General features: G+C 44.7%; 12 protein-coding genes and 1 pseudogene. 9 read left to right on the top strand and 4 right to left on the bottom strand.

The features are described from left to right. Nucleotides 1-34 precede the first annotated feature (34 nt). From SG35_RS29770 to SG35_RS29755, 4 genes and pseudogenes are all read left to right on the top strand, one after another. Nucleotides 35-790: a hypothetical protein gene (locus SG35_RS29770; protein ID WP_044832322.1), complete on the top strand. Its 756-nt coding sequence runs from the start codon at nucleotides 35-37 to the stop codon at nucleotides 788-790. Nucleotides 791-994: 204 nt separating this feature from the next. Continuing rightward, on the top strand, nucleotides 995-1,729 hold the full coding sequence (locus SG35_RS29765) for a hypothetical protein (protein ID WP_044832323.1): 735 nt from the start codon (nucleotides 995-997) through the stop codon (nucleotides 1,727-1,729). A gap of 21 nt (nucleotides 1,730-1,750) precedes the next feature. Next, on the top strand, nucleotides 1,751-12,541 hold the full coding sequence (locus SG35_RS29760; protein WP_044832324.1) for a calcium-binding protein: 10,791 nt from the start codon (nucleotides 1,751-1,753) through the stop codon (nucleotides 12,539-12,541). 80 nt (nucleotides 12,542-12,621) lie between these two features. Continuing rightward, a pseudogene (locus tag SG35_RS29755) lies at nucleotides 12,622-12,966 on the top strand (SDR family oxidoreductase); the annotation flags it as partial. 67 nt (nucleotides 12,967-13,033) lie between these two features. Here the strand turns inward: SG35_RS29755 and SG35_RS29750 are convergent. The 3 genes from SG35_RS29750 to SG35_RS29740 all read right to left on the bottom strand — a co-directional run bounded on the left by SG35_RS29750 (nucleotide 13,034) and on the right by SG35_RS29740 (nucleotide 15,199). Then, nucleotides 13,034-13,792 carry a zinc-dependent metalloprotease family protein gene (locus SG35_RS29750; protein WP_044832325.1) on the bottom strand — a complete coding sequence of 253 codons (759 nt, stop codon included), beginning with the start codon at nucleotides 13,790-13,792 and terminating at the stop codon, nucleotides 13,034-13,036. A 49-nt stretch (nucleotides 13,793-13,841) separates the two neighbouring features. Continuing rightward, nucleotides 13,842-14,396, bottom strand: a complete 555-nt coding sequence (locus SG35_RS29745; protein ID WP_152646571.1) for a hypothetical protein — start codon at nucleotides 14,394-14,396, stop codon at nucleotides 13,842-13,844. Nucleotides 14,397-14,983: 587 nt separating this feature from the next. After that, nucleotides 14,984-15,199 (bottom strand): response regulator transcription factor, encoded by a 216-nt coding sequence (locus SG35_RS29740; RefSeq protein WP_044832327.1) that lies wholly within the window; start codon nucleotides 15,197-15,199, stop codon nucleotides 14,984-14,986. 778 nt (nucleotides 15,200-15,977) lie between these two features. Here SG35_RS29740 and SG35_RS29735 point away from each other — a divergent pair. From SG35_RS29735 to SG35_RS29715, 5 genes are all read left to right on the top strand, one after another. Next, a complete protein-coding gene (locus tag SG35_RS29735) occupies nucleotides 15,978-17,096 on the top strand; it encodes a TolB family protein (RefSeq protein WP_044832328.1) in 1,119 nt (372 codons plus the stop codon). Nucleotides 17,097-17,197: 101 nt separating this feature from the next. Then, nucleotides 17,198-17,329 (top strand): hypothetical protein, encoded by a 132-nt coding sequence (locus tag SG35_RS29730; RefSeq protein ID WP_269082169.1) that lies wholly within the window; start codon nucleotides 17,198-17,200, stop codon nucleotides 17,327-17,329. Between the two features lie 142 nt (nucleotides 17,330-17,471). Further along, nucleotides 17,472-18,020 carry an outer membrane beta-barrel protein gene (locus tag SG35_RS29725; protein ID WP_160298270.1) on the top strand — a complete coding sequence of 183 codons (549 nt, stop codon included), beginning with the start codon at nucleotides 17,472-17,474 and terminating at the stop codon, nucleotides 18,018-18,020. Nucleotides 18,021-18,071: 51 nt separating this feature from the next. After that, a complete protein-coding gene (locus tag SG35_RS29720; protein WP_053042956.1) occupies nucleotides 18,072-19,370 on the top strand; it encodes an Ig-like domain-containing protein in 1,299 nt (432 codons plus the stop codon). A 169-nt stretch (nucleotides 19,371-19,539) separates the two neighbouring features. Further along, the gene (locus SG35_RS29715; protein WP_044832330.1) at nucleotides 19,540-20,451 is read left to right on the top strand and encodes a prenyltransferase; all 912 of its coding nucleotides are present in this window, start codon (nucleotides 19,540-19,542) and stop codon (nucleotides 20,449-20,451) included. Here SG35_RS29715 and SG35_RS29710 read toward each other — a convergent pair. Further along, nucleotides 20,440-21,159, bottom strand: a complete 720-nt coding sequence (locus SG35_RS29710; protein WP_044832331.1) for a tRNA (adenine(22)-N(1))-methyltransferase TrmK — start codon at nucleotides 21,157-21,159, stop codon at nucleotides 20,440-20,442. The genes SG35_RS29715 and SG35_RS29710 overlap by 12 nt on opposite strands. Nucleotides 21,160-21,174: the final 15 nt, after the last annotated feature.

Below are 21,174 nucleotides of genomic sequence, written 5' to 3'. Positions count from 1 at the left end.
AGCGCACAACAAAGGTTTAAAGGAAGTCATTTAAATGAAACGAGTTAAAGCGCAAAAGAGCCATGGCCTGCCAGCGGCCTTGCTGTTGATACCACAATTTGTGCTTGCCATCGAGGTCAATACAAGCCCGGCACAAAAGGCAGCACTTAAGCAGGAAACCCCAAAAAAAACGCCGGAAGAGGCAGCAAGCGAACAGCCGGTTAACTTTGCCCTGAAAAAAGGCAAGCAATATTCCCTGTGTAACGATTTTTTTGTTTACTTAAAGCAAAATTATGCTTTTCGCAGCGAGTTTGCACAAACGGCTTTTTCAGCAAAAAGTGAGGTGTTTTCAACCCCTACCTATACCCCGCTGGAGCCGAAAAAAGGACTACGCATCGACATGCAGCTGGCGGCATATAGCCGTAAAGGTCTATATGGCGCTCACGGCTGGCTTAAATCCCTAAACAGATATGAACAACGCTTTAAAGACATGCAGTTTTTTACCACAAAAATTGACCTGAATAATGATGGCAAGACCGACAAAGTGCAAATGAGAGCACTTTATTCTCTTAAAGGTAAGTATCAGGTCTTTTCGAATTTTCCTTTAAATCGCTGGGACAACATCGCGGTTGACTGGTTCGAAAAACAAAGGGTAACCACTATAGGTGGCGAGCTTTTTTTGTACCAGGGGCGGACATTTACATTAAAACAATGGCCTTGGGCGCTGTTTGTTAACGAGCCAAAAGAAAGTCCCATGCGAGATAGTGGCGGCATCATTGTCACTAAAGGTGTCTGTGAAATAACTTTATAAACATTAATCGAATGAATAAATAACGTGACCATAACCACGACAACATTCACTCAGGAACAATAAGACAACCTGCGCTATGAACTCATTAAGCTTGTGGAAGGTCATGAACATGAAGTGTTCTTTATTCTTAATCATAAGGATAACTCTAAATTTATATAGAGTGAGAACTAAAAATAAAATCATCAAACATCTAAGGAAAATAATATGATAAAGGTTTTACCCTGGCTAAAGGTTCTAGGGCTGTTAGGGGGATTATTGCCCACCATAGGTTATGCACATGTTGATATTGCAGATGAACAAACTCCATTTGAAGTCAAAAAAGGCACCCGGTTCGGGTTATGCAATGATGTTGCGGCTTACATCAATAACCACCGAGATTATTATGATACCAATCCCAGGGAGTTGTTTATCTTTAAAACGGATAAATTCAATAAGCCCAAATCAACCCCTTCGACGAAGGAACGCTATATCCAATTAGTATTACAAAGTGTAGCTCATAGTAAAATCCGACTAACAGGTTTTAATAGCTGGAAAAAAAAACTTGAGCGCATCGAACAGCGAATGCAAGAACAGCTGGAGGTGCGGGAATTGATGGTGGATATCAATAATGACGGCATTACCGACAGGGTTTTAAGTTACTCTCATTTTAACGAAAAATTTAAGAAATGGTATTTTCTTAATTACGTCTTAAATGAACAAGGCAACCTAAATTTAACTTTTGAACGGGGTAGGGCATCTACGGGCGAGTTGTTCTATTACGATGGCCGTACCTATGTTTATCGTAAAAAAGGAAAGGATGTCTTAGGCATCTATCCACATGGCCCTTTTTATACGAAACAAGGTGCGATAAACAAGGTACCGGAAAATATGCTCGGGTTAAATACCGGCGATGCCACATGCGAAATATCACTGACGCACTCACAACAAACCTCCAAATAAAATCAAGTAACGGAATAATTTATGTCATTATCATTAAATACCTTATCATCTGAAAATTATCGCCAGTTGCGTTATGAGTGGATCAAACTCTTTGAAGAAAGAGGTCATGAAAACCCTGACATTTACAATGACGGCCGAGGTTTTCCTACTATGGGGGTTGGCTTTAATCTCTCCCAGGAGTTTGTTTTAAGAGCCGTTTTACAAACTGGTTTTGGTATTGATGACGAAAATTTAGATAGTTTTTATGATGAAATGTCACAGGCCGTAACTAATGCTCAAGACCAGACAACGGCAGAAATGCAACGAATCCTTAATGAAAGCTGGCAAGCCCTCACCCAGGAGCAAACGGCAACCTTTATTATTCAGGATGAGCCTGGTGGACAAACGGCAGCAGATAAAATTGAACAAATATTTGAGACAATAGTTACAAGAGAAGATGGTTTTGAAGATACCTTAACAGGCTTGCTAGCAAATAATGGTATCAGCAATTTTGCAGATTCTGCTGAGCGAGTTGCGCTGCTTTCACTTTTATACGGTGGCAATGAACTCATCGGCCCTAATTTAAGAGCTGCAATACAAAATGGTAACCGTTTTGATGCCTGGTATGAAATACGTTATGCATCAAATAAATCCGGAACAGATGTTGAAAATGGCATAGCTAAACGCCGCTATGCAGAGTCGGCATTGTTTGGTTTATTTACCAATGATCCCGCACCAACTACTGAGGCACAACAAGCGGTTGACGGCTTTATTAATCATTTGGCAGATATTCAAAAATATGAAAACAGCTACGGGCACATGGTTGATGCAGCCAACAATAACTTGGCTTCATTATCGGCATTTTCAGGGCTGGGTGTTGCCACTGTCGGTGAACTCTTCAAACCGATTGCCGGTTATATCCTCGAGCGCTTCAGCCCGGCAGACGGCAGTATAGACCTGACCCAGTTCGCCCACTCGATCAACGGCCAGGTGATGCTGGGTATTACCGACGGCAACGGCGATATCGCCTCTTCGGTTAAAGGTTCGGCCGGGGACGGCAACGACCTGCTGGTGGCGGTGGAGAACAAAAGCAACAGCCTCAGCGGCGGCCTGGGAGATGACGTGCTTGTCGGCCATAATGGTGCTGATACGTTAAAGGGGGGAGCAGGACACGACATTTTAGTTGGTAACAGCGGTAACGACAAGCTCGACGGCGGTAGCGGAGACGATGAACTTTACGGCGGCGAAGGCGCTGACGAGCTTCGTGGCGGTGAAGACAACGATACCCTTGAAGGCGGCAGCGGCGACGACACACTTTACGGAGATGCAGGCGACGACAAGCTCTATGGCGGTGAAGGCAACGACAGCTTATACGGCAACGGCGGGGAAAATCAGCTCGCAGGCGGGGAAGGGGCCGATACTTATTATGTTGAAACCGGCGGCGATATTATCTGGGATAGCGACGGTTTGGGGAAAATCATTGCCAATAATAAGGACCTAAGCGGTACTTACAACGCCATCAGTGAAACCGAATATCAGCAGGAAGGCAGCAATGTTGTCCTGAAACTGGAGGGCAGTATTTTAACGGTCAGCGGGGCGACACCCGAGGGCAGTTTTACCGTTGAAGGATTTCAAAAAGGCGATTTGGGCATTGAATTGTCAACCGCGTTTGAGGATAGCAACGAAAACTTAACTGGTGTAGAAGGGGCTGCAGTTAGTGCTAACTTGCTTGCCAACCATACCAATAAGATTGGACCGGTCTTTATGAAATCTATCAGTATTGCCGGTAATACATACCAGTTTCCTTCTGCAGTCAGTGAAAGTGATTTGGCGGTAGTTGAGAGCGGTAAGGTTAGTACTATTAAGGCGCAGGGAGTTAACAGCTTGTCTGCTGCACCTGTCAATTTAATCAATGATGCCAATAATGCTCAATCAAGTTATGCTATTGAAATCCCTGATGTAGGTACTTTATATGTGTCTGCTGGTGGCCAGATGAACTTTATACCGGAGGAAGATTTTTACGGCGATGTGCCCAGTATTTCTTACATCGTTCAAAATACCTTAGGAGATGAAAGCTCTTCGGTTTTAGGTATTGAAATTAAGGAGTTACCTGAACCTCCGGAGCCAGAGGACCTACCGCCGCCAATGGTGTCACCGCTAGTGCTGGATCTGGATGGCGATGGTATTGAAACTACTGGATTTTCAGCAAATATTTATTTTGATTACGGTGGTGACGGTTTTAGCGAATTAACCGGCTTTGTTGCCTCGGATGATGGCCTGTTGGTCTTAGATCGTAATGGCGATGGAGTTATCAACAATGGTAGTGAATTATTTGGTGATTTCACCCCATTGTCAGGTGGCGATCTTGCCAGCCATGGATTCGAGGCGTTGGCAGAACTTGACAGTAATGGTGATGGTTTAGTTGATGTTTCAGATATAGGCTTTGCTGATTTACGGATATTCCGTGATTTAAATCAAAATGGAACAAACGATCAGGGGGAACTCTTTACCCTCAACGAGCTTGGTATAAAGTCCTTGTCGCTTGGTTTTAGTGAACAGGAATATACGGATGAGTTTGGTAATGAACATCGGCAAGTAGGCAGTTATAGCAGCAACACAGGACAGGTTATGACTATGACAGATGTCTGGTTTAATCGTAACCTGAGCAATACTGAATATGAAAAGGTTGAAGTGCCGCTTGAGATTGCTTTATTGCCGAATGTTGCTGGGTTTGGCCAGGTATATTCTTTGCACCAAGCGATGGTCCGTGATGAATCTGGCAAGTTGAAACAGTTGGTTGAGCAATTTGTTAATGCATCCTCTTATGAGGAGCGTCAAGAGCTTACCGAGTCGATAATTTTTGCCTGGACTGGCCAGGGCGATGAATATATCCAAAGTAGTCTGTATCCCTGGGTTCCTATAGACTTTCGAAAAATTGGAGCTTTGGAAGCTTATCACGGTTATAAACCCTCTCCACCTGCTGGCAGGGGAGGGGGCTATGCCATAGTCCATAATGAAACTTTTGATGATGTAGTTAATACCGTATTTTTTCAGTTGTCGGCCCGTAGCTTTTTACAACCTTTTTTTAGTGACATAGGTTGGGAACAAGATATTGATACTGGTGAATGGCTGGCGGATTACAGCCAGCTGATTCTGAAACTATTTGAAGATGTTGAGGCGAACCCTGAACGTGCCCAAGATACAATGTCAAATTTGCTCCAAGCCTTACATGGCGTCAATGTATATAGTACGCAAAATAGAGAGCGTTTACAGGTTAGTGTTTCTGATTTTGTACAAATTGCCGATTTATCAAATTATTCAGATGAAACTATTGCGCTTATAGTTAGCGCAACCTCAGATGCTACCGCCAGCTCAGATGTTATTAAAGGGAACGGTAACGATAATATTTTGTTTGCTTTGACAGGTGACGATACTCTGGATGGCCTGGAAGGAAATGATGTACTTGATGGCGGGAAGGGGGATGACGTTCTCACCGGCGGTAGTGGTAATGATGAATATCGCTTTGGCAGAGGGTATGGTCATGATCGTATTCGTAATTATGATAATGGCGAAAGCCGTTATGATGTTGTCCGCCTGATGGGGGATATTACAGCTGATGACATTACCCTGTTTCATCAAAGAGATGACTTGGTGATCATTATCAATGGTACTGCTGAAGAGCTTAGAGTGGAATCACACTTTGATCAGGAAGGGGGAGCAAAGCGTTATATTGACGCCATTATTTTTAGTGATGGCACTCAATTGGATGTTGGACCGGAGCAGTTTGATGATATTCCTGTGTCTGCAACCCTGGTAACGGAAGGTCCTGATGTAATCCATGGTAGCGCTAAAACTGATGTATTTGATGGGCTTGCAGGTAATGATGAAATTTATGGGCAAGATGGCGACGATTATTTAAGAGGTAATGAAGGTCATGATCAACTTTATGGTGATCATGGTAATGATTTACTTGATGGTAATAGTGGCAATGATTTACTGCATGGCGGACAAGGAGAAGATGCCCTTTATGGTGGAATAGGCGATGATCACTTATATGGCAATGATGGTAATGACAAATTATATGGCGGACAGGGGGAAGACCTTTTAGTCGGTGGGTTAGGTAACGATGATTACTATTTTAATCTGGGTGATGGTCTGGAACTTATTGATAATCAGGGCAGCTTAACAGATATTGATAATATCCATTTAGGGGATGGTATTTTATCTGACAATATTCAGATACGCCGGGTGGATAATGATCTGTACATTACTATTCATGCGGGAGAGGATGAAATTCGCGTGCAAAATCATTTTGGTGATGAAGCCAGTCGAATTAGCAATCTGGTTTTTAATGACCCAAGCAGCTCGGTAACTTCCTGGGATGCAACAGAATTACTGGCTCTGGCTAATCCTGCTACAGAGAATGACGATGAATTATACGGCGATACAAGCGCTAATACTTTAGATGGGCTGGGAGGGAATGATTGGCTTTATGGTCTTGATGGAAATGATCACCTAACTGGAGGAGCTGGTAATGATCGTCTCTTTGGCGGCGAGGGTAATGATACTCTTGGCGGTGGAGCTGGCTCTGATAATCTTGATGGGCAGGGAGGCGATGATGTGTATTTGTTCGAACTTGGTGACGGCCACGATAATATTACGGATTATCGTGGGACTAATAAATTGGAATTGGGAGCCGGGATCAGTCTTTTAGATATTCAATGGGAACGTTCAGGTAATGATTTGAAGCTTGTTCTCCCCAATGACAGCATTACTATTAGGCATTGGTATAAAAGTGAACAATATCAATTAAATGAAATACACTTTGCTGACGGTTTAGTTTTAACTGGATCAGATATAAAAGACTACATTCAAACGGGCTCTGAGCTGGATGATATCTTATTAGGATCTGAGGGTAACGATAACTTCGATGGCCTGGGAGGTAATGATAAATTATACGGTTATGAGGGAAATGATAACCTAACAGGAGGAGCTGGTAACGATATTCTCTATGGTGGTGAGGGGGACGATACCTTACGAGGAGGGACGGGTCATGATTCTCTTGTTGGCCAGGAGGGGGATGATGTTTACCTTTTTGAACTTGGGGACGGTAATACCAGTATCAATGATTGGGATGGTTTTAATATCCTGGAGTTAGGCGCAGGGATCAAAGCAACAGATATACAAGTGATCCGTCAAGTTGATTCGCTAAAACTAATTATGGCGAATGAACAAATTACGATTTTGAGTTGGTTTAGGGATGACAAATATAAATTGAGTGAAATACGTTTTGCTGATAACAGTGTCTGGACTCCTGCCGATATAGCTAGCTTGATGCAACAGCCCACTGAACAGGATGACTCACTTTCTGGAGATGAGAGTGACAATATTCTCAATGGATTAGGCGGCAATGATGAGATCTACGGAGATGCAGGGAATGATACCTTAATTGGTGGTGCTGGAGATGATCGTTTATATGGTGCAGTTGGTAATGATATTCTCGAGGGAGGCACCGGTAATGATACTCTTTCAGGCATGGAGGGGGATGATACCTATATTTTTGAACTCGGTGACGGGCATGACCGGCTTGTTGAATATTATGGTATGGATCGACTGGAGTTAGGTGAGGGGATTAATGTAAACAATGTGCAATTGCTTCGTTCTGGCACTGATTTGAAACTGGTGATAGGTAATGACAGCATTACAATCAATTACTGGTTTGAAAATCCATATTCACAAATAGAAGAGATAGTTTTTGCCGATAATACTGTCTGGTCTCCTTCGGATATTGTCAACCTGATGTCACCAGGGACTGAAGGAGCAGATTTTTTGCAGGGTGATGATAATGATAATAGTATTGATGCCCTCGGCGGGGACGATACTGTTTATGGCAGAGGAGGGGATGATACCTTAATTGGCGGCTCTGGTAATGACCGTTTGTTTGGTGATGAAGGTAATGACATTCTTATTGGCAGTGCTGGAGATGATAAGCTGACTGATGGCGAAGGGAATGATATTTATCGCTTTAGTCTCGGTGATGGTCATGACATTATTACCGATTATGATGGCGTCGACCGACTGGAATTAGGTGTAGGTATTAACCCTGATGATGTAGAACTGTTACGCATTGGCACAGATTTAAAATTGGTGATAGGTGATGACAGCATAACTATTACCCGCCAGCTTGATTTAACATTTAGACAAATAGAAAAAATTGTTTTCGCCGATAATACTGTCTGGACTCCGGCAGAGATATCTGAACTGTTGCTGCGGGGAACTGAGCAGGCTGATAACTTAAATGGCGGTGATGGTGATGATATCATCAATGGATTAGGAGGAGATGATAGACTTTACGGTGCAGGGGGGGACGATATCCTTCACGGCGGTAGCGGCAACGATACCTTATCGGGAGGTAATGATAATGATACCTTGATTGGCGGTACCGGGAATGACAAGCTTAATGGTATGTCAGGCGATGATATCTACCGTTTTGAATTAGGCGATGGCCATGACATTATTCTTGATTCTCAGGGATTGAACTATCTGGAGTTAGGGGCAGGTATTTCGGCAAGTGATGTTCAGCTATCCTATTCGCGTTTTGATTTAAAAGTCGATATCGGTAATGACAGTATCACCATTGAAAATTGGTTTTACAATGACGAATATCGGTTGGGCGGCATCCGATTCGATGACGGTAATACTTGGACTTCGGCAGACATATCTTTACCAGTGCAGTTACAAGGCACTGATCTCGCTGACACCTTAATGGGGGATAATACCGATAACGTTTTAACGGGTTTAGCTGGTGAAGATTTTATCTTTGGGCGTGGAGGAAATGATACCTTATTTGGCGGAGAAGGTGATGATGAACTTGCTGGTGGAATTGGGAATGACATACTCAATGGCGGATCTGGTGATGATGAACTTTATGTTGATGACGGCAATAATACGTTAAATGGCGATGAAGGTGCTGATGAGTTATACGGTGGAGAAGGAGATGACACGTTAAATGGTGGGGCTGGTGATGATGAACTTTATGTCTATAGTGGTGCAAACACGTTAAATGGTGGCGAAGGTAATGATGAGCTGTACGGTGGTTTTGGAGCTGATACCTTAACTGGCGGAGAAGGTTATGATGAACTTTATGGCGGTAGTGGTGATGATATATATCACTTTAATCTGGGAGATGGGCATGACATTATCTTTGATCACTCAGGTTCAAACCGTCTTGAGTTAGCTGAAGGCATTCGGGGAAGCGATATTCAGTTGGGTCGTTCGACGAATAATTTAAAACTGATCATAGGAAATGACAGCATTACCATAGGAAGTTGGTTTAGAACTGAGCAGTCACAATTAAATGAGATCCGTTTTGCTGATGGCAGTGCCTGGACACCGGCAGACATAGTTGTTGCACTACCTCAGATGAGTGAGCAAAGCGATGTTTTGGTGGGCGAAGCGAATATTGACATTCTGAGTAGTCAGGGAGGAGATGATCTTTTATATGGTGAAGGAGGGGATGATGTCTTAATTGGCGGCACAGGTAATGATACACTTTATGGTGGTTTGGGCAATGATAGTTACCGCTTTGAGCTAGGGGATGGCCATGACATCATCAATGACCATCATGGTGTTAATCGCCTGGAATTAGGCGCAGGCATCAATAAAGCCGATATCCGGTTAGTCCGCAATAATGCAAATTTAACTCTGATCGCGGGCAATGACAGTATCACTATCAGAAAATGGTTTGATGATGAGCTATATAAGCTTAGTGAAATTACCTTTGCCGATGGTACCAGCTGGTCAACAGCGGATATAGATACCTTGTTGGCACAACAAACCGGACCGGATACTACCTACCTTTATAACCTGGCTGACGGCCACTATGTCATAGATGATCCTGAGGGTGCTGATACACTACGTTTTGGGGCCGGTATTAGCCGGGAGGCATTAAAAATAAGCCATGACGGGAACAACATTATTATTGCCCTGACAGCTGGCGATGGCAGCCTAAGTGGTGATCAAATCACTTTGGTAAATGCTTTTACCGACACGGCTAATCGTATAGAAACTTTGGTTTTTGCCGATGGCAGCATTATGACCGCAGATGAAGTTCATGCCGCAGCGCTTATCCTTACCGGCAGTGAAGAAGATGACATTTTAAATGGCTCAGTTTATGCCGATGAGATTTATGGCTTAGGGGGGAATGATGTTATTGAGGCCGGTGAAGGTGATGATGAACTTTACGGTGAAGCCGGTAATGATACGTTAAATGGCGGAGCTGATGAGGATGAGCTTTATGGCGGAACGGGTAACGATATACTCAATGGCGGAGTTGGCGATGATGAACTTTATGGGGGCGACGGTGATGATGCGCTAAATGGCGGAGCCGGCGATGACGAGCTTTATGCCACTGACGGTATTAATACCCTATCTGGTGATGAAGGTGCTGATGAGCTCTATGGCGGCTTCGGTGATGATACCTTAAATGGTGGTGAAGGGAATGATAGCCTGGATGGGCGTATCGGTAATGATACGCTAAATGGCGGTGAAGGAAATGACAGCCTGAACGGAAATATAGGTAACGATACGTTAAACGGGGGGCAGGGAAATGATACTTATTTCTTTGCCCCGGGATACGGACAAGATGTTGTTGAAGACAACTCGGGCATCGACAAACTCGTCTTTGACGTTGGTATTATACAGGATATGTTAAACATCAGCCGTGACGGGGATAACATTATAATTGCCCTGACGGCGATGGATGGCAGCCTCAGTGGCGATAGCATCACTTTGAACAATGTTTTTGCCAATATGGATAACCGTATCGAAAGCGTTGAATTTGCTGACGGCAGCACTATGACTGCGAATGAAATTCATGCTGCGGCGGAAGCAGAAAGTAATGAACCGTTAGTAATTACACAGGGAGATGATGTGCTTAACGGCACATCCGGTGCAGATGTTATTGACGGTCTTGGCGGAAATGATCAAATTTACGGTAAAGCAGGAGATGATCAGTTGCAGGGAAGTGCCGGTGATGATCTGATAGATGGCGGAGCCGGCAATGATGTACTCATAGGAAATAGCGGCAATAATACCTTGCTTGGCGGGGAGGGAGATGATGTCTTAAAGTTGGCGGGTAACTCCAGTTTTAGCGTTTACAGCAATACTCTTGAAGGCGGGCAGGGGAATGACCGCCTTGAAGGGAGTTATGCCGCCGAGGCTTATGTCTTTAATATAGGAGATGGACAGGATACTATTTATGATAATGGTGGTACCGACAATATTCGTTTTGGTATTGGTATCACCCCGGATAAGTTAAATATCCGTTTCAGTGGCAACAGTATTTTGATCGCAATATTAAATGATGACGGCCTGGCAACAGGGGATCAGATCCTGATTGAAAATGCTTTTAAATACAGTGCTTTTAGGGTCGAGTCTCTTACCTTCTTTGATGGCAGCACCATGGATTGGGAAGCCATTTATCAGGCCGCCCTGGTTGTAACGGGGACTGAGGATGACGATAACCTTGTAGGCAGTATCGATCATGATAGTCTTTACGGGCTGGCTGGCAATGATACTTTGACCGGGGGGAACGGCGATGATCTGCTCGATGGCGGAACAGGCAATGACATACTCACAGGCGGCAGCGGTAACAATATCTTGCTTGGTGGTGACGGAGACGATGTCTTAAAGCTGGCGGGTAACTCCAGTTTTAGCGTATACAGCAATACCCTTGAAGGTGGTCAAGGGAATGATCGCCTGGAAGGGAGTTATGCCGCCGAAACTTATGTCTTTAACATAGGGGATGGACAGGACACTATTTATGATAATGGCGGTACTGATAGTATTCGTTTTGGTGTTGGTATTACCCCGGATAAGCTGAATATTCGTTTCAGTGGCAATAATATTTTGATTGCAATATTAAATGATGATGGCCTGGCAACGGGAGATCAAATCCTAATTGAAAAAGCCTTTAAATATAGTGCTTTCCGGGTTGAGTCACTAATATTCTCTGATGGCAGCACTATGGACTGGGAAGCCATTTATCAGGCCGCCCTGGTTGTAACGGGGACTGAGGATGACGATAACCTTGTAGGCAGTATCGATCATGATAGTCTGTATGGACTGGCTGGCAATGATACTTTGACCGGGGGCAACGGCGATGATCTGCTTGATGGCGGAGCAGGTAATGATGTTCTTACCGGAAATAGTGGCAATAATATTTTATATGGGGGTGAGGGAGATGATGTCTTGAAGCTGGATGGTAACTCCAGTTTTGGCATTTACGCCAATACCCTTGAAGGGGGCAAAGGCAATGACAGCTTGCTGGGAAGTTATGCTGCGGAGACTTATGTTTTTAATTTGGGTGATGGACAGGATACTATCAAGGATAATGGTGGTATAGATAGCATTCGCTTTGGCGAAGGTATAACCCGGGATAGGCTGAATATCAATGTGAGTGGCTCAGCTGATATTTTGATTGAGATATTAAATGATGAAGGCCAGGTAACAGGAGATCAAATTCTGATAGAAAATGCGTTTAAATATAGCATTTATAGGGTTGAATCCCTGACGTTTGCTGATGGTGTTACCATGGACTGGGATGCTATTTATCAGGCTGCTTTGACAGCAAATGAACTTGATATGTTTCAGATTGCTAGCGACTTATCTACTGGCGAGAGTATTACTGGCGATACTCTGAGTTCGGCTTTGAACAAACTCATTCAGGCTCACTCAACTTTTGGTATAAAGGCCGAAGAAACAGGTATTGAAAAATCGATGATATTGGAAGCTGAGTATATGGCTATTGTAAAGGAGGAAAGGTATCTCTGATAAGGGTATAAGTTAATCACGATAATTTGTAATGGAGAGGGATAGATACTCCAATGCAGTAAATGCTAAGTCATTAAAAAGGTGGCACTATTGTCAATGCTTCATCCGGGGCGGCCCGCAGCGGCTCTCCCAACGAATATATAGATTATGCCGCCTCCAAGGGCGCGGTAGATACCTTGACTAAAGGTTTGTCACTGGAAGTGGCGGATGAAGGGATCAGGGTAAACTGTGTCCGTCCCGGGCTTATTTATACCGAGATGCACAGCGATGGCGGCGAGCCGGGCCGTATCGAACGGTTACAAAGCAAAATTCCGATGCAAAGGGGCGGACAGCCGGAGGAAGTGGCGGAGGCCATCTATTGGCTGGCATCTGAAAAGTCTTCTTTTTCCACCGGCAATTTTCTCGACTTAGCCGGCGGCTTGTAACAGCAAGGCAAGAAAAAAGGCTGCCGAGGGAGATCGGCAGCCTGGCTAGCAAAATAAAAAAGTTTGCTTACCTGAAATTGGCAATAGTATTGGTGATGTTATCCAGGGCGCGTTGCGAGTCTGCTACGTTACTGACACCACAGCTATAAGAGTTGTTACAGGTTCTGCCCGGATCGGAAAATACCGGTAAATGGGTCGAGGTATTGAACTCCTGAGGGTAGGCCATAATAGTGGCAAACTCATAATCAACGCCGTAACCGACACCGTATTTGTAAACACCACCTTCGGCGCCTTGTCTTACCGAGTGACCTAAGCCCATGTTGTGGCCAAGCTCATGCATGAAAGTTAACGTAGTATTACCGCAGTCATTGGCGGTGATGTTGTAGGCATAGCTTTCATAGGTATCATGATCCGGGAAGATTTTCAGGCCGTAAATGTCGCCGGCGATACCACAGGTAGTGCCTTGCCAGGTGCTGTTTTTAGAGCCAAGCACAACCACGAAGTCTGCATTGAACTGATCGCGCCAGCCTCGGATCTGGCTATCCTTGTAGACACTTTGCAGGTCAGAGTGGGAAGCAACAACGTCACTGCCTAACTGGTATGGCGTGGCTGCCAGTACCAAGTTAATGGATAAGCCGTTATCGGCATAATAGCGGTTGGAAGCCGCCACCATTTGCGTGATTTCTGACTGGATATCAAAGCTTCTTGATGCCGCCGATGCCGTGTAATAAATATCAACAACAACGTCTGTCGCCATGGCCGAGGCACTGAATAATGCCGATAATGAGAGTCCTAATAATGTCTTCTTAGATACAGATTTCAACATAACATTTTCCTTTTGTTTTATGTTTGATTTGTGTTTTTATTATTTCGGGTTAATGGGTACTGCCGCGCTTACCGTTACCCGTATCGATAGGCGCATGGTTGTGGTTTTCGCTATCTGTGCTGCCACCACCAATCTGGTCTTGGATCACACCGTCGAGCAAACCTGCGGTTTCGGCTATCCAGGCATATTGGCCGTTTCCTTCAATGGCGTAGATGCCGTGGGGCGTGGTGATATTGCCGTAAATGGAACGCTCGCTAACGGTGATAATTGAGCTGTATTTCCCTTCTTCATCCGGCAAAACCGCTTCTATGGTTTGGTTACCAAATTGATCCTCGCGGGTATGGTCCACTTGAATGTCGTAGAACATATCCAGTGCCGGTATTTCCAGTTTAAAAGTATCACCAACTGCCAGCGACTTGATTTCATTGCTGCTGATTTCTATATACACTTCGCCTTGTAAATTTTCCCTGAGCTTGCCAGATGCCTGCAAAAACTCTTTGGCTTTTTGTGACTCGACAAACAAGGATTCGCTGCTGTTGTTTTCAGCGCCGGTGTCTTCAACCCCGGTATTTTTATCAGTCGTTATCTCACGTACCGGGGTCATTCGGGTCGCGGATAAAGCTGATTTATCGGCTGATACTATAGGTTTTACTATCTGTTTTAGCGGTGTTCTTTTAACTGTTATAACTTTGTCGGCAGCAACAGCACTTGTGCTGTGTTGAGTACCAGTGTCCCGGTTAAAGTAATACAGGGCTGTAACAACCAAAGCCGATATCAGTAAGAGGGCAATACCTTTTTTCAATGTTGATCTTCCATGCTTGAAAATAATGGCATCACTATAATTAGGGTTTTGTCCGTGGCATATACCTAGAATTAGGTATATTGACTATTCCCCCATTCTTTAGGACAAAAAAGCAAGACTTAATATACTTAAAAATCAACCAGTTAATAACAATTCTGGCTAAGAAGTAATTTTTCGTCCTGTTTTTTCACATGTCATCATACCGGCAATATTTGTGCATTCTTTGCCGCTTCTTCGGCCTGAAAAGGTCTTTTATCTATCACGGAATAAATAAAAGACGCATTAAAATATTGACCGCTGAGGATCAGTTGCCTGTTTTGCTTTAGTGGGGAACTAAGGGCTTTAAAAATAGGGACTTTAGTGGGGGTAAAGTCTTGATTAACCGGTGACTATTTTGTTTGACGGGTTAAATGCTCGTAAGCGGCTTCAGCGCGAGAGTTTACATTTAATTTTTTATAAATATTTCTAGTATGGGTGATCACCGTATGCACACTTAAATACAGGGTTTTGGCGATTTCTTTATTGCTTAACCCTTTTGAGAGCAGGCTAATAATTTCAGCCTCTCTTGAAGATAATGAGTTGTTGATGTTTTTTGTAGATTCCATGCTGCTGCTCCATTTTGATTGCTCATCTATTTCCTTCAGATATTTAAATATCTCTTTTTATTATTTCCACTTCTCTCCTTGGTGAAAAGTTCGTCGAATATAGACATTTATTTGAACAATGCAAGCGGTTTTTTTGTATACAAATATTGGAGAAAAAGTCGGACCAGATAGAAACCTTATTTCAAGATTAATTTTAACTGCTTGATTTTTACTCCTTTTAACAAAGGCTGACCACCTGGTAAGCCGAATTGATTTTATAATAACCTCAGTTTACCTGTTTTTTTTGTTAACCGCTTGTGAATGCTGCTAAAGCGGTTGTTCTAGTAAATAAACGATAATTTTTTCTTGGTTTTTTTTGTGCCATTAGATAAAACCGATATATCTTGTAATTAAATGATATTAAGTTCTATATAATCTATAGTCGCTTGAGAAAACGGATACAGCGACTAATTACCAGTAGAGTTACTGGTATCTAACCTAAAGCTCATTGCCAATGACAGCCCTAAACAGTTGTTATAAATAAACTTTATTCAGGCATAAAATTTGCCGCCTGCCGGGGATTATTGACAGCATCTGCCGAAAAGAACTTGTTGAGCTTAAGCTCCTAACGGCAGTGTTTATTTAATACTTGCTTAGGTGCTTATTCCAGTAAATAGGCCAATGCATCCAAGATCACCTGGGGATGTTCAAACACCACTAAGTGACTGCTGTCGGTTAACGGCAGGTACTGGCCTTGTGAGTTCTCACTGATTTCTTGACTCCATTGACTGCCTGCTTTGTGCGCTTATACACGCTTGCGACAAAAGAAACACAGCCCCTGTTCCAATGCAAAAAATGGCCAACCCGGTTGGCCTGGGGGCCGGATAGCCTGATTTATTATAATCAAAGGCTCAGTAAATCATCCCCCTATCAGATCTTTAGTTTTGATATTAATACCCAAACCATCAGCCAGCTCAGCATGCCGACAGGCCACAGTAATCTAAAAGGGGACTTTGATTTTGCCTTTAACCCCCCTAGTACGCAGCTCGCGGTATTAAGGTATAAAAATGAACAGGCAACCGAGCTGTTGTTGTTTTCAGGTAAGCAAGCTAACCAGGCAGCTCCGGTTGTTCATCACCTGGCACTAAGAGTTAAAACACTTGCCTGGCGGGCAAACGGGCAAGAGTTACTGCTGGTCAGTGATGATCGTTTATATACTTTCAACCCAAACACCGGGGAGCTTGCCCTGTCAGGGCAAATAGGCAAGAAAATCAATTCACTGGCGGTAATAAACCATCAAGATCAGGAGCAGATCTTAATAAGTGAAACCCGGGCTTCCAGTGAAATTTTTCGATATAATATCAGCAAGGAGACAAATACCTTGTGGCAAACCAGCTCCCGGTTGGAATTGTTACCGCGTTTTTCTGCCGATATGGCTGCGCTAATCTCTACCAGGCACAAGTCATATAACTTATGGCTGGTAGAAGATAATACTCCCCGGCTGCTGGAGCTTAACCTGCCGTTCGAACTTGAATTTTCCCGCTATGAGTTTTCCGCCGACGGTAAAAAAATCCTGTTGTCTACATCAGGGGCAGTATTTGAAATGGATATCGAAAATCAAAGCTATACCCGGCTATTGCCTGAATCCAGCCAGGCTTATGTAGTTAATTACGGTGAAGATGATGATGTGATCTATAGCAGTACCCGCTCCGGCCAATGGCAATTATGGCAATATCGCCGGGATTTGGAGCAGCACCGGCAGCTGACCACCCGGGGAGGCTATAGTGGCCGGGTGAAGCAAGGAGTGCTTTATTTTAGCAAGTTTAACCAGGATGGCCTGTGGCGCAAGGTGCTTGATAATGGTGAAGGTGAAGACAAAAAAATGAAGAGCAGCTCATTATTGAAGACTTTCCCCTGATAAACTGGCTCAACTGGCAGTTAATCGCCGGCCGGGTTTATTTTTACCGGCCGTCTTCCGGAATTTGGCAACACCATTTAGTCGGCGGCAAGGAAAAACTGGTGATGGCAAAGCCGGATAACTTTATCCATCAGTTTGCTGTTTCACCGGATCAGCAGCAGCTTTACTGGGTAAAACAAAAACCGGTGAGGGGCGATATTTACCGTTATGCTTTTGTTGAGCGCCAGCAATAAAAGCGCCCCTTCGCAAGCGGATTACCGCAAAACAGGTAAAGATAAAGAAAAGTCTCTTTTTTGTCGGTTATTTTGTAGAAAATTTGTCACTAACTGGTTAACATGCAGTCCTTTTTCCAATAAGGACACTTTGGCCTCCGTCATGAAAAAATCTATTCCCCTGTTATTGCTGCTCAGCAGCGCTTTTCCCAGTTATGCTGCTTCAAGCTGGACCGATTTTCGCTTCGGCGATTCCAGCTTTGTCGGCGTCGATTATATGTTTTCCAGTGTCAAACTTTCCGGTGAAGATGCCAAACCCAAATTGGCGGGCCTGAAAGCGGGTTTTAGCCTTTATGAGCAGATCTCCCTTGAAGCCGACTATATACAAGGTACCAGCACCGATGAGGTTGTTGGTTTAGAGTTTGATGTTGAAGACAGCAAAGGTTTATACCTGCTGTTTAAGTCCGGCGATGACACCTCCTTTGGTGTTGATGTCACCCTGGGTTATGCCAGTACTAAACTTACCGTGACCGGTGATGAAAACGACTACCGCAGCAGCGAAGAATATAATGGCTTTTCCTGGGGGATTTCCTTTTATGACTCATTTCCTGCCTATAAAAACCTGCAAATGAAACTAGGTTATAAATCCCTCTATGATGACAACAATATAAAAATCGACGGTTTTACCCTGGGTTTTAACTATTACTTCTAGTTATTGCTTCTAAGTAACTGACTTCTAATCTATTAAATAAGGTATTTTCAAATGAACTCAGGAAAAAACGCTGTCTGGCCACAAGCAAAAACACTTGCCCTGCTGATGCCGGGCCTGTTGTTGGCCGGTTGTAATTCAAGCAGCAGTGAATCCGAAGATTTGGCCACCGCAGTTGAAGTGGCTGTACAAACCGAAAAAGGCACGCTTATTGAGTCGTTCACAATTTCAGAGAGCGAGATTATTCTCAAAGAGGATGAGCAGTATCAGCTAAGCGCCGAAGGGACAGATCAAAATGGCGACAACCGTGACGTCACCCGGGAGCTGACCTGGACATCCAGCAATAAAGACATTGCCAAAGTAAGCAGTAAAGGCCAGGTAACCGGGGTAAGTTATTCAACCGAGCCTGTCACTATCACAGCAACGACCAATACCGGCATCGCCGCCGAGGTTGAAGTCTTGGTACAGGATCTGACGGTAAAGTCGGTTGCCATCAGGCAAGAATCGCCACAAAGCGGCAATGTCTTAACTTGTATCGATGCCAGTTTTGCCCTGGATGTGACTTATACCAATGACACTACCTTTGAAAGAACGAGTGATATTACCTGGTCGGTAGATAATGCCACCACAGCGACCATAGACAGCGACGGTACCTTGCATACCTATAGCGATGAAGTTGAAGAAACCACCATCAGCGCGACTTACGAAGAGGTAAGCACAACCAAGACAGTATCCGCCGATCCGGTTAATCTCAACACCATTGACATCCGCAGCCAGGACAGTGCTATCACCAGTATTGCCCTGGCTGTCGGCGAAAGGCTGCAGTTACAATCCCGGGCAACATTATCCGGAGATGAAACCGAGTACAATGCCGACTTGAATATCAACTGGCAGCTCACTGACAGTACACTGGCCGGTATTACCAATTCAGGCGCTAACAACGGCCAGCTGCTGGCGTTGAAACCCGGCATCACCGCGATTACCGCCAACTGCGGCGGAAAAACCGCCACTGCCACGTTAACCGTCAGCGGCGATGCGACTTTGTCGGCCTTAACCCTGAACCAGGGAGATACTGCCATAGCAGATGACGTTGAATCCATCAGCATTGATGCGGAAGAGTCGGTGGAATTATCCCTGGATGCTAATTTTGACGGCAGCACCACTGGGGTGAATGTAACAGAATTTGCCACCTGGAGCATTAACGGCAGCACTTTGGTGGATGCCGAAATAACCTCTGCCGGCACGGAAGATGCGCGCTATAAGTTAACCAGCACCACGACAACAACCGGCGAAGTGGTGATCACCGCAACTTATAACGATTTGAGCAAAACCATTAAACTGCTGATAGAATAGTAATTTATAGATAAGTAACTTATAGATAAGTAACTTATACAAAAGTAAGCCGGGCTAGGCAGGGTAAGTTTTTCTTGAACTTAAGCTGTTTAGCCCTTTCGCTTTTTTAAGCTGCACCGGCGCTTTTCGGTAATGCCGGGCGAAGAAATCATTTAGGCGCAGGAGGGCAATGGTGGCATTTCAAACCCTGTTTAAAGCAGCCCGGCTGCCTTTTTTGGCATTAACCCCGGTATGCCTGTTACTGGCTTATGCCCTTGCCAGCAGGCAAATACCGGATGTTAGCCTGCGCGATGCCGGGCTGGTATTTATCGGCGCGCTGGCAGCACACCTGGCGGTAAATCTGCTCAACGAATATCAGGACTTTCGCAGTGGCCTTGATTTAATCACCCGTAGAACCCCTTTTAGCGGCGGCAGCGGCGCTTTACCCGGCGATCCTCAAAGTGCGCCCCTGGTATTAAAGGCAAGTTATGCCTGCCTGTTGCTGGTTTGCCTGGTGGGAGGCTATTTTTTGTTTCAAGCACCGCTGCAAATGCATACCCGGCTGATGTTATTGATAATAGGGTTAACCGGACTCGGCGTTATCGTCAGTTACACCCGCCATCTTAACCGCTTTCCCTGGCTTTGCCTGATAGCTCCCGGACTGGGGTTTGGTCTTTTAATGGTATCCGGGGCGGTGTTATTACTGGCAGGGGAGGTAACCGTGCAGACGCTGCTCTTGTCCCTGGTGCCCTTTTTCCATATCAACAATTTATTACTGCTTAACCAATACCCGGATATCGAAGCGGACAAGTCGGTTGGCCGCAACCACTTTGTCATTGCCTACGGCATAACAAGCAGTAACCGAATTTTTGCCATCTTTATGCTGTTGCCGTTTTTGTTGTTGGGCTTGTTACTTTCGGCCGGGTTATTACCTTTGTTATCGGCGATTGCACTTTTGCCCTTAGTGCCGGGGTTGGTAGTGGCGGTCAAACTTGCCCGTTTGCGGGAAGATATTGCCAACAGTCCCCAATATTTGGCCTTGAATGTAGCCGTGACCTTAGCAACGACCTTGTTACTGGCGCTTTCCCTGTTATTTGCCTAATTCGCCCAGCAGCGCCTGGTAAGCGCTAATAATATGCATAACTTCCTGGCGTGGATTTTTTTGCATCCGCTGATAGTGGCTGATGGTTTGCTGCAAATATTGCCGGTGCTCAGCCTGGCTGAAATCCCACATTTTAGCCCCCACCGGGGAAACAGCTGTATGCGCTTGCCCGGATGCAGTCGCTGTCGTGACATGGAGTATTTCATAAAACCGGCGGTTTTCTTTGATTAAAACCTCGTGAATCAGGCCAAGATCAAGCTGCTTCAATGCCTGGCGCACTTTATAGTTGTGGTGTACCGGACATAAGATAAATTCCAGCGACCGGTTCGGGTTTGCCCCGACTATCTTCTCCACCAACTCAGTCAACAGGTCGCCGCCGACTCCGGCAATAATGATCAGCGGGACATCTCCACTGCCAGCTTTATTATCGTTAGCGGTGCACAGCGACAACCGGGCAACATCTTCGCAATATACCCGCCAGCAGCTTTGCCCGCTGTCGTGTTCCGTTTGTGGAAAGTGTTGTAAGAGCTGTGCCTCTAATTGACTGATGATAGGCGCATTAATATCCACAAAATGTATGGTGTCTGCCGCCTGGCGCTTGAGCAGCGACATGCCCAAAAAACCGTGATCGCAGCAACAATCCCAGATATCCGGGTAGTGTGCTGTGATCATCTGATCTATCTGGCTTAAACGTTTACCGGTTTTCATTACCCTGACTTTTCC

Origin of the sequence: Thalassomonas actiniarum, from assembly GCF_000948975.2 — a bacterium.
GTDB classification, from domain to species: Bacteria; Pseudomonadota; Gammaproteobacteria; order Enterobacterales; family Alteromonadaceae; genus Thalassomonas; species Thalassomonas actiniarum.
Note: the sequence above shows the minus strand (reverse complement) of the source record. Positions and strands in the feature narration are given on the sequence as shown.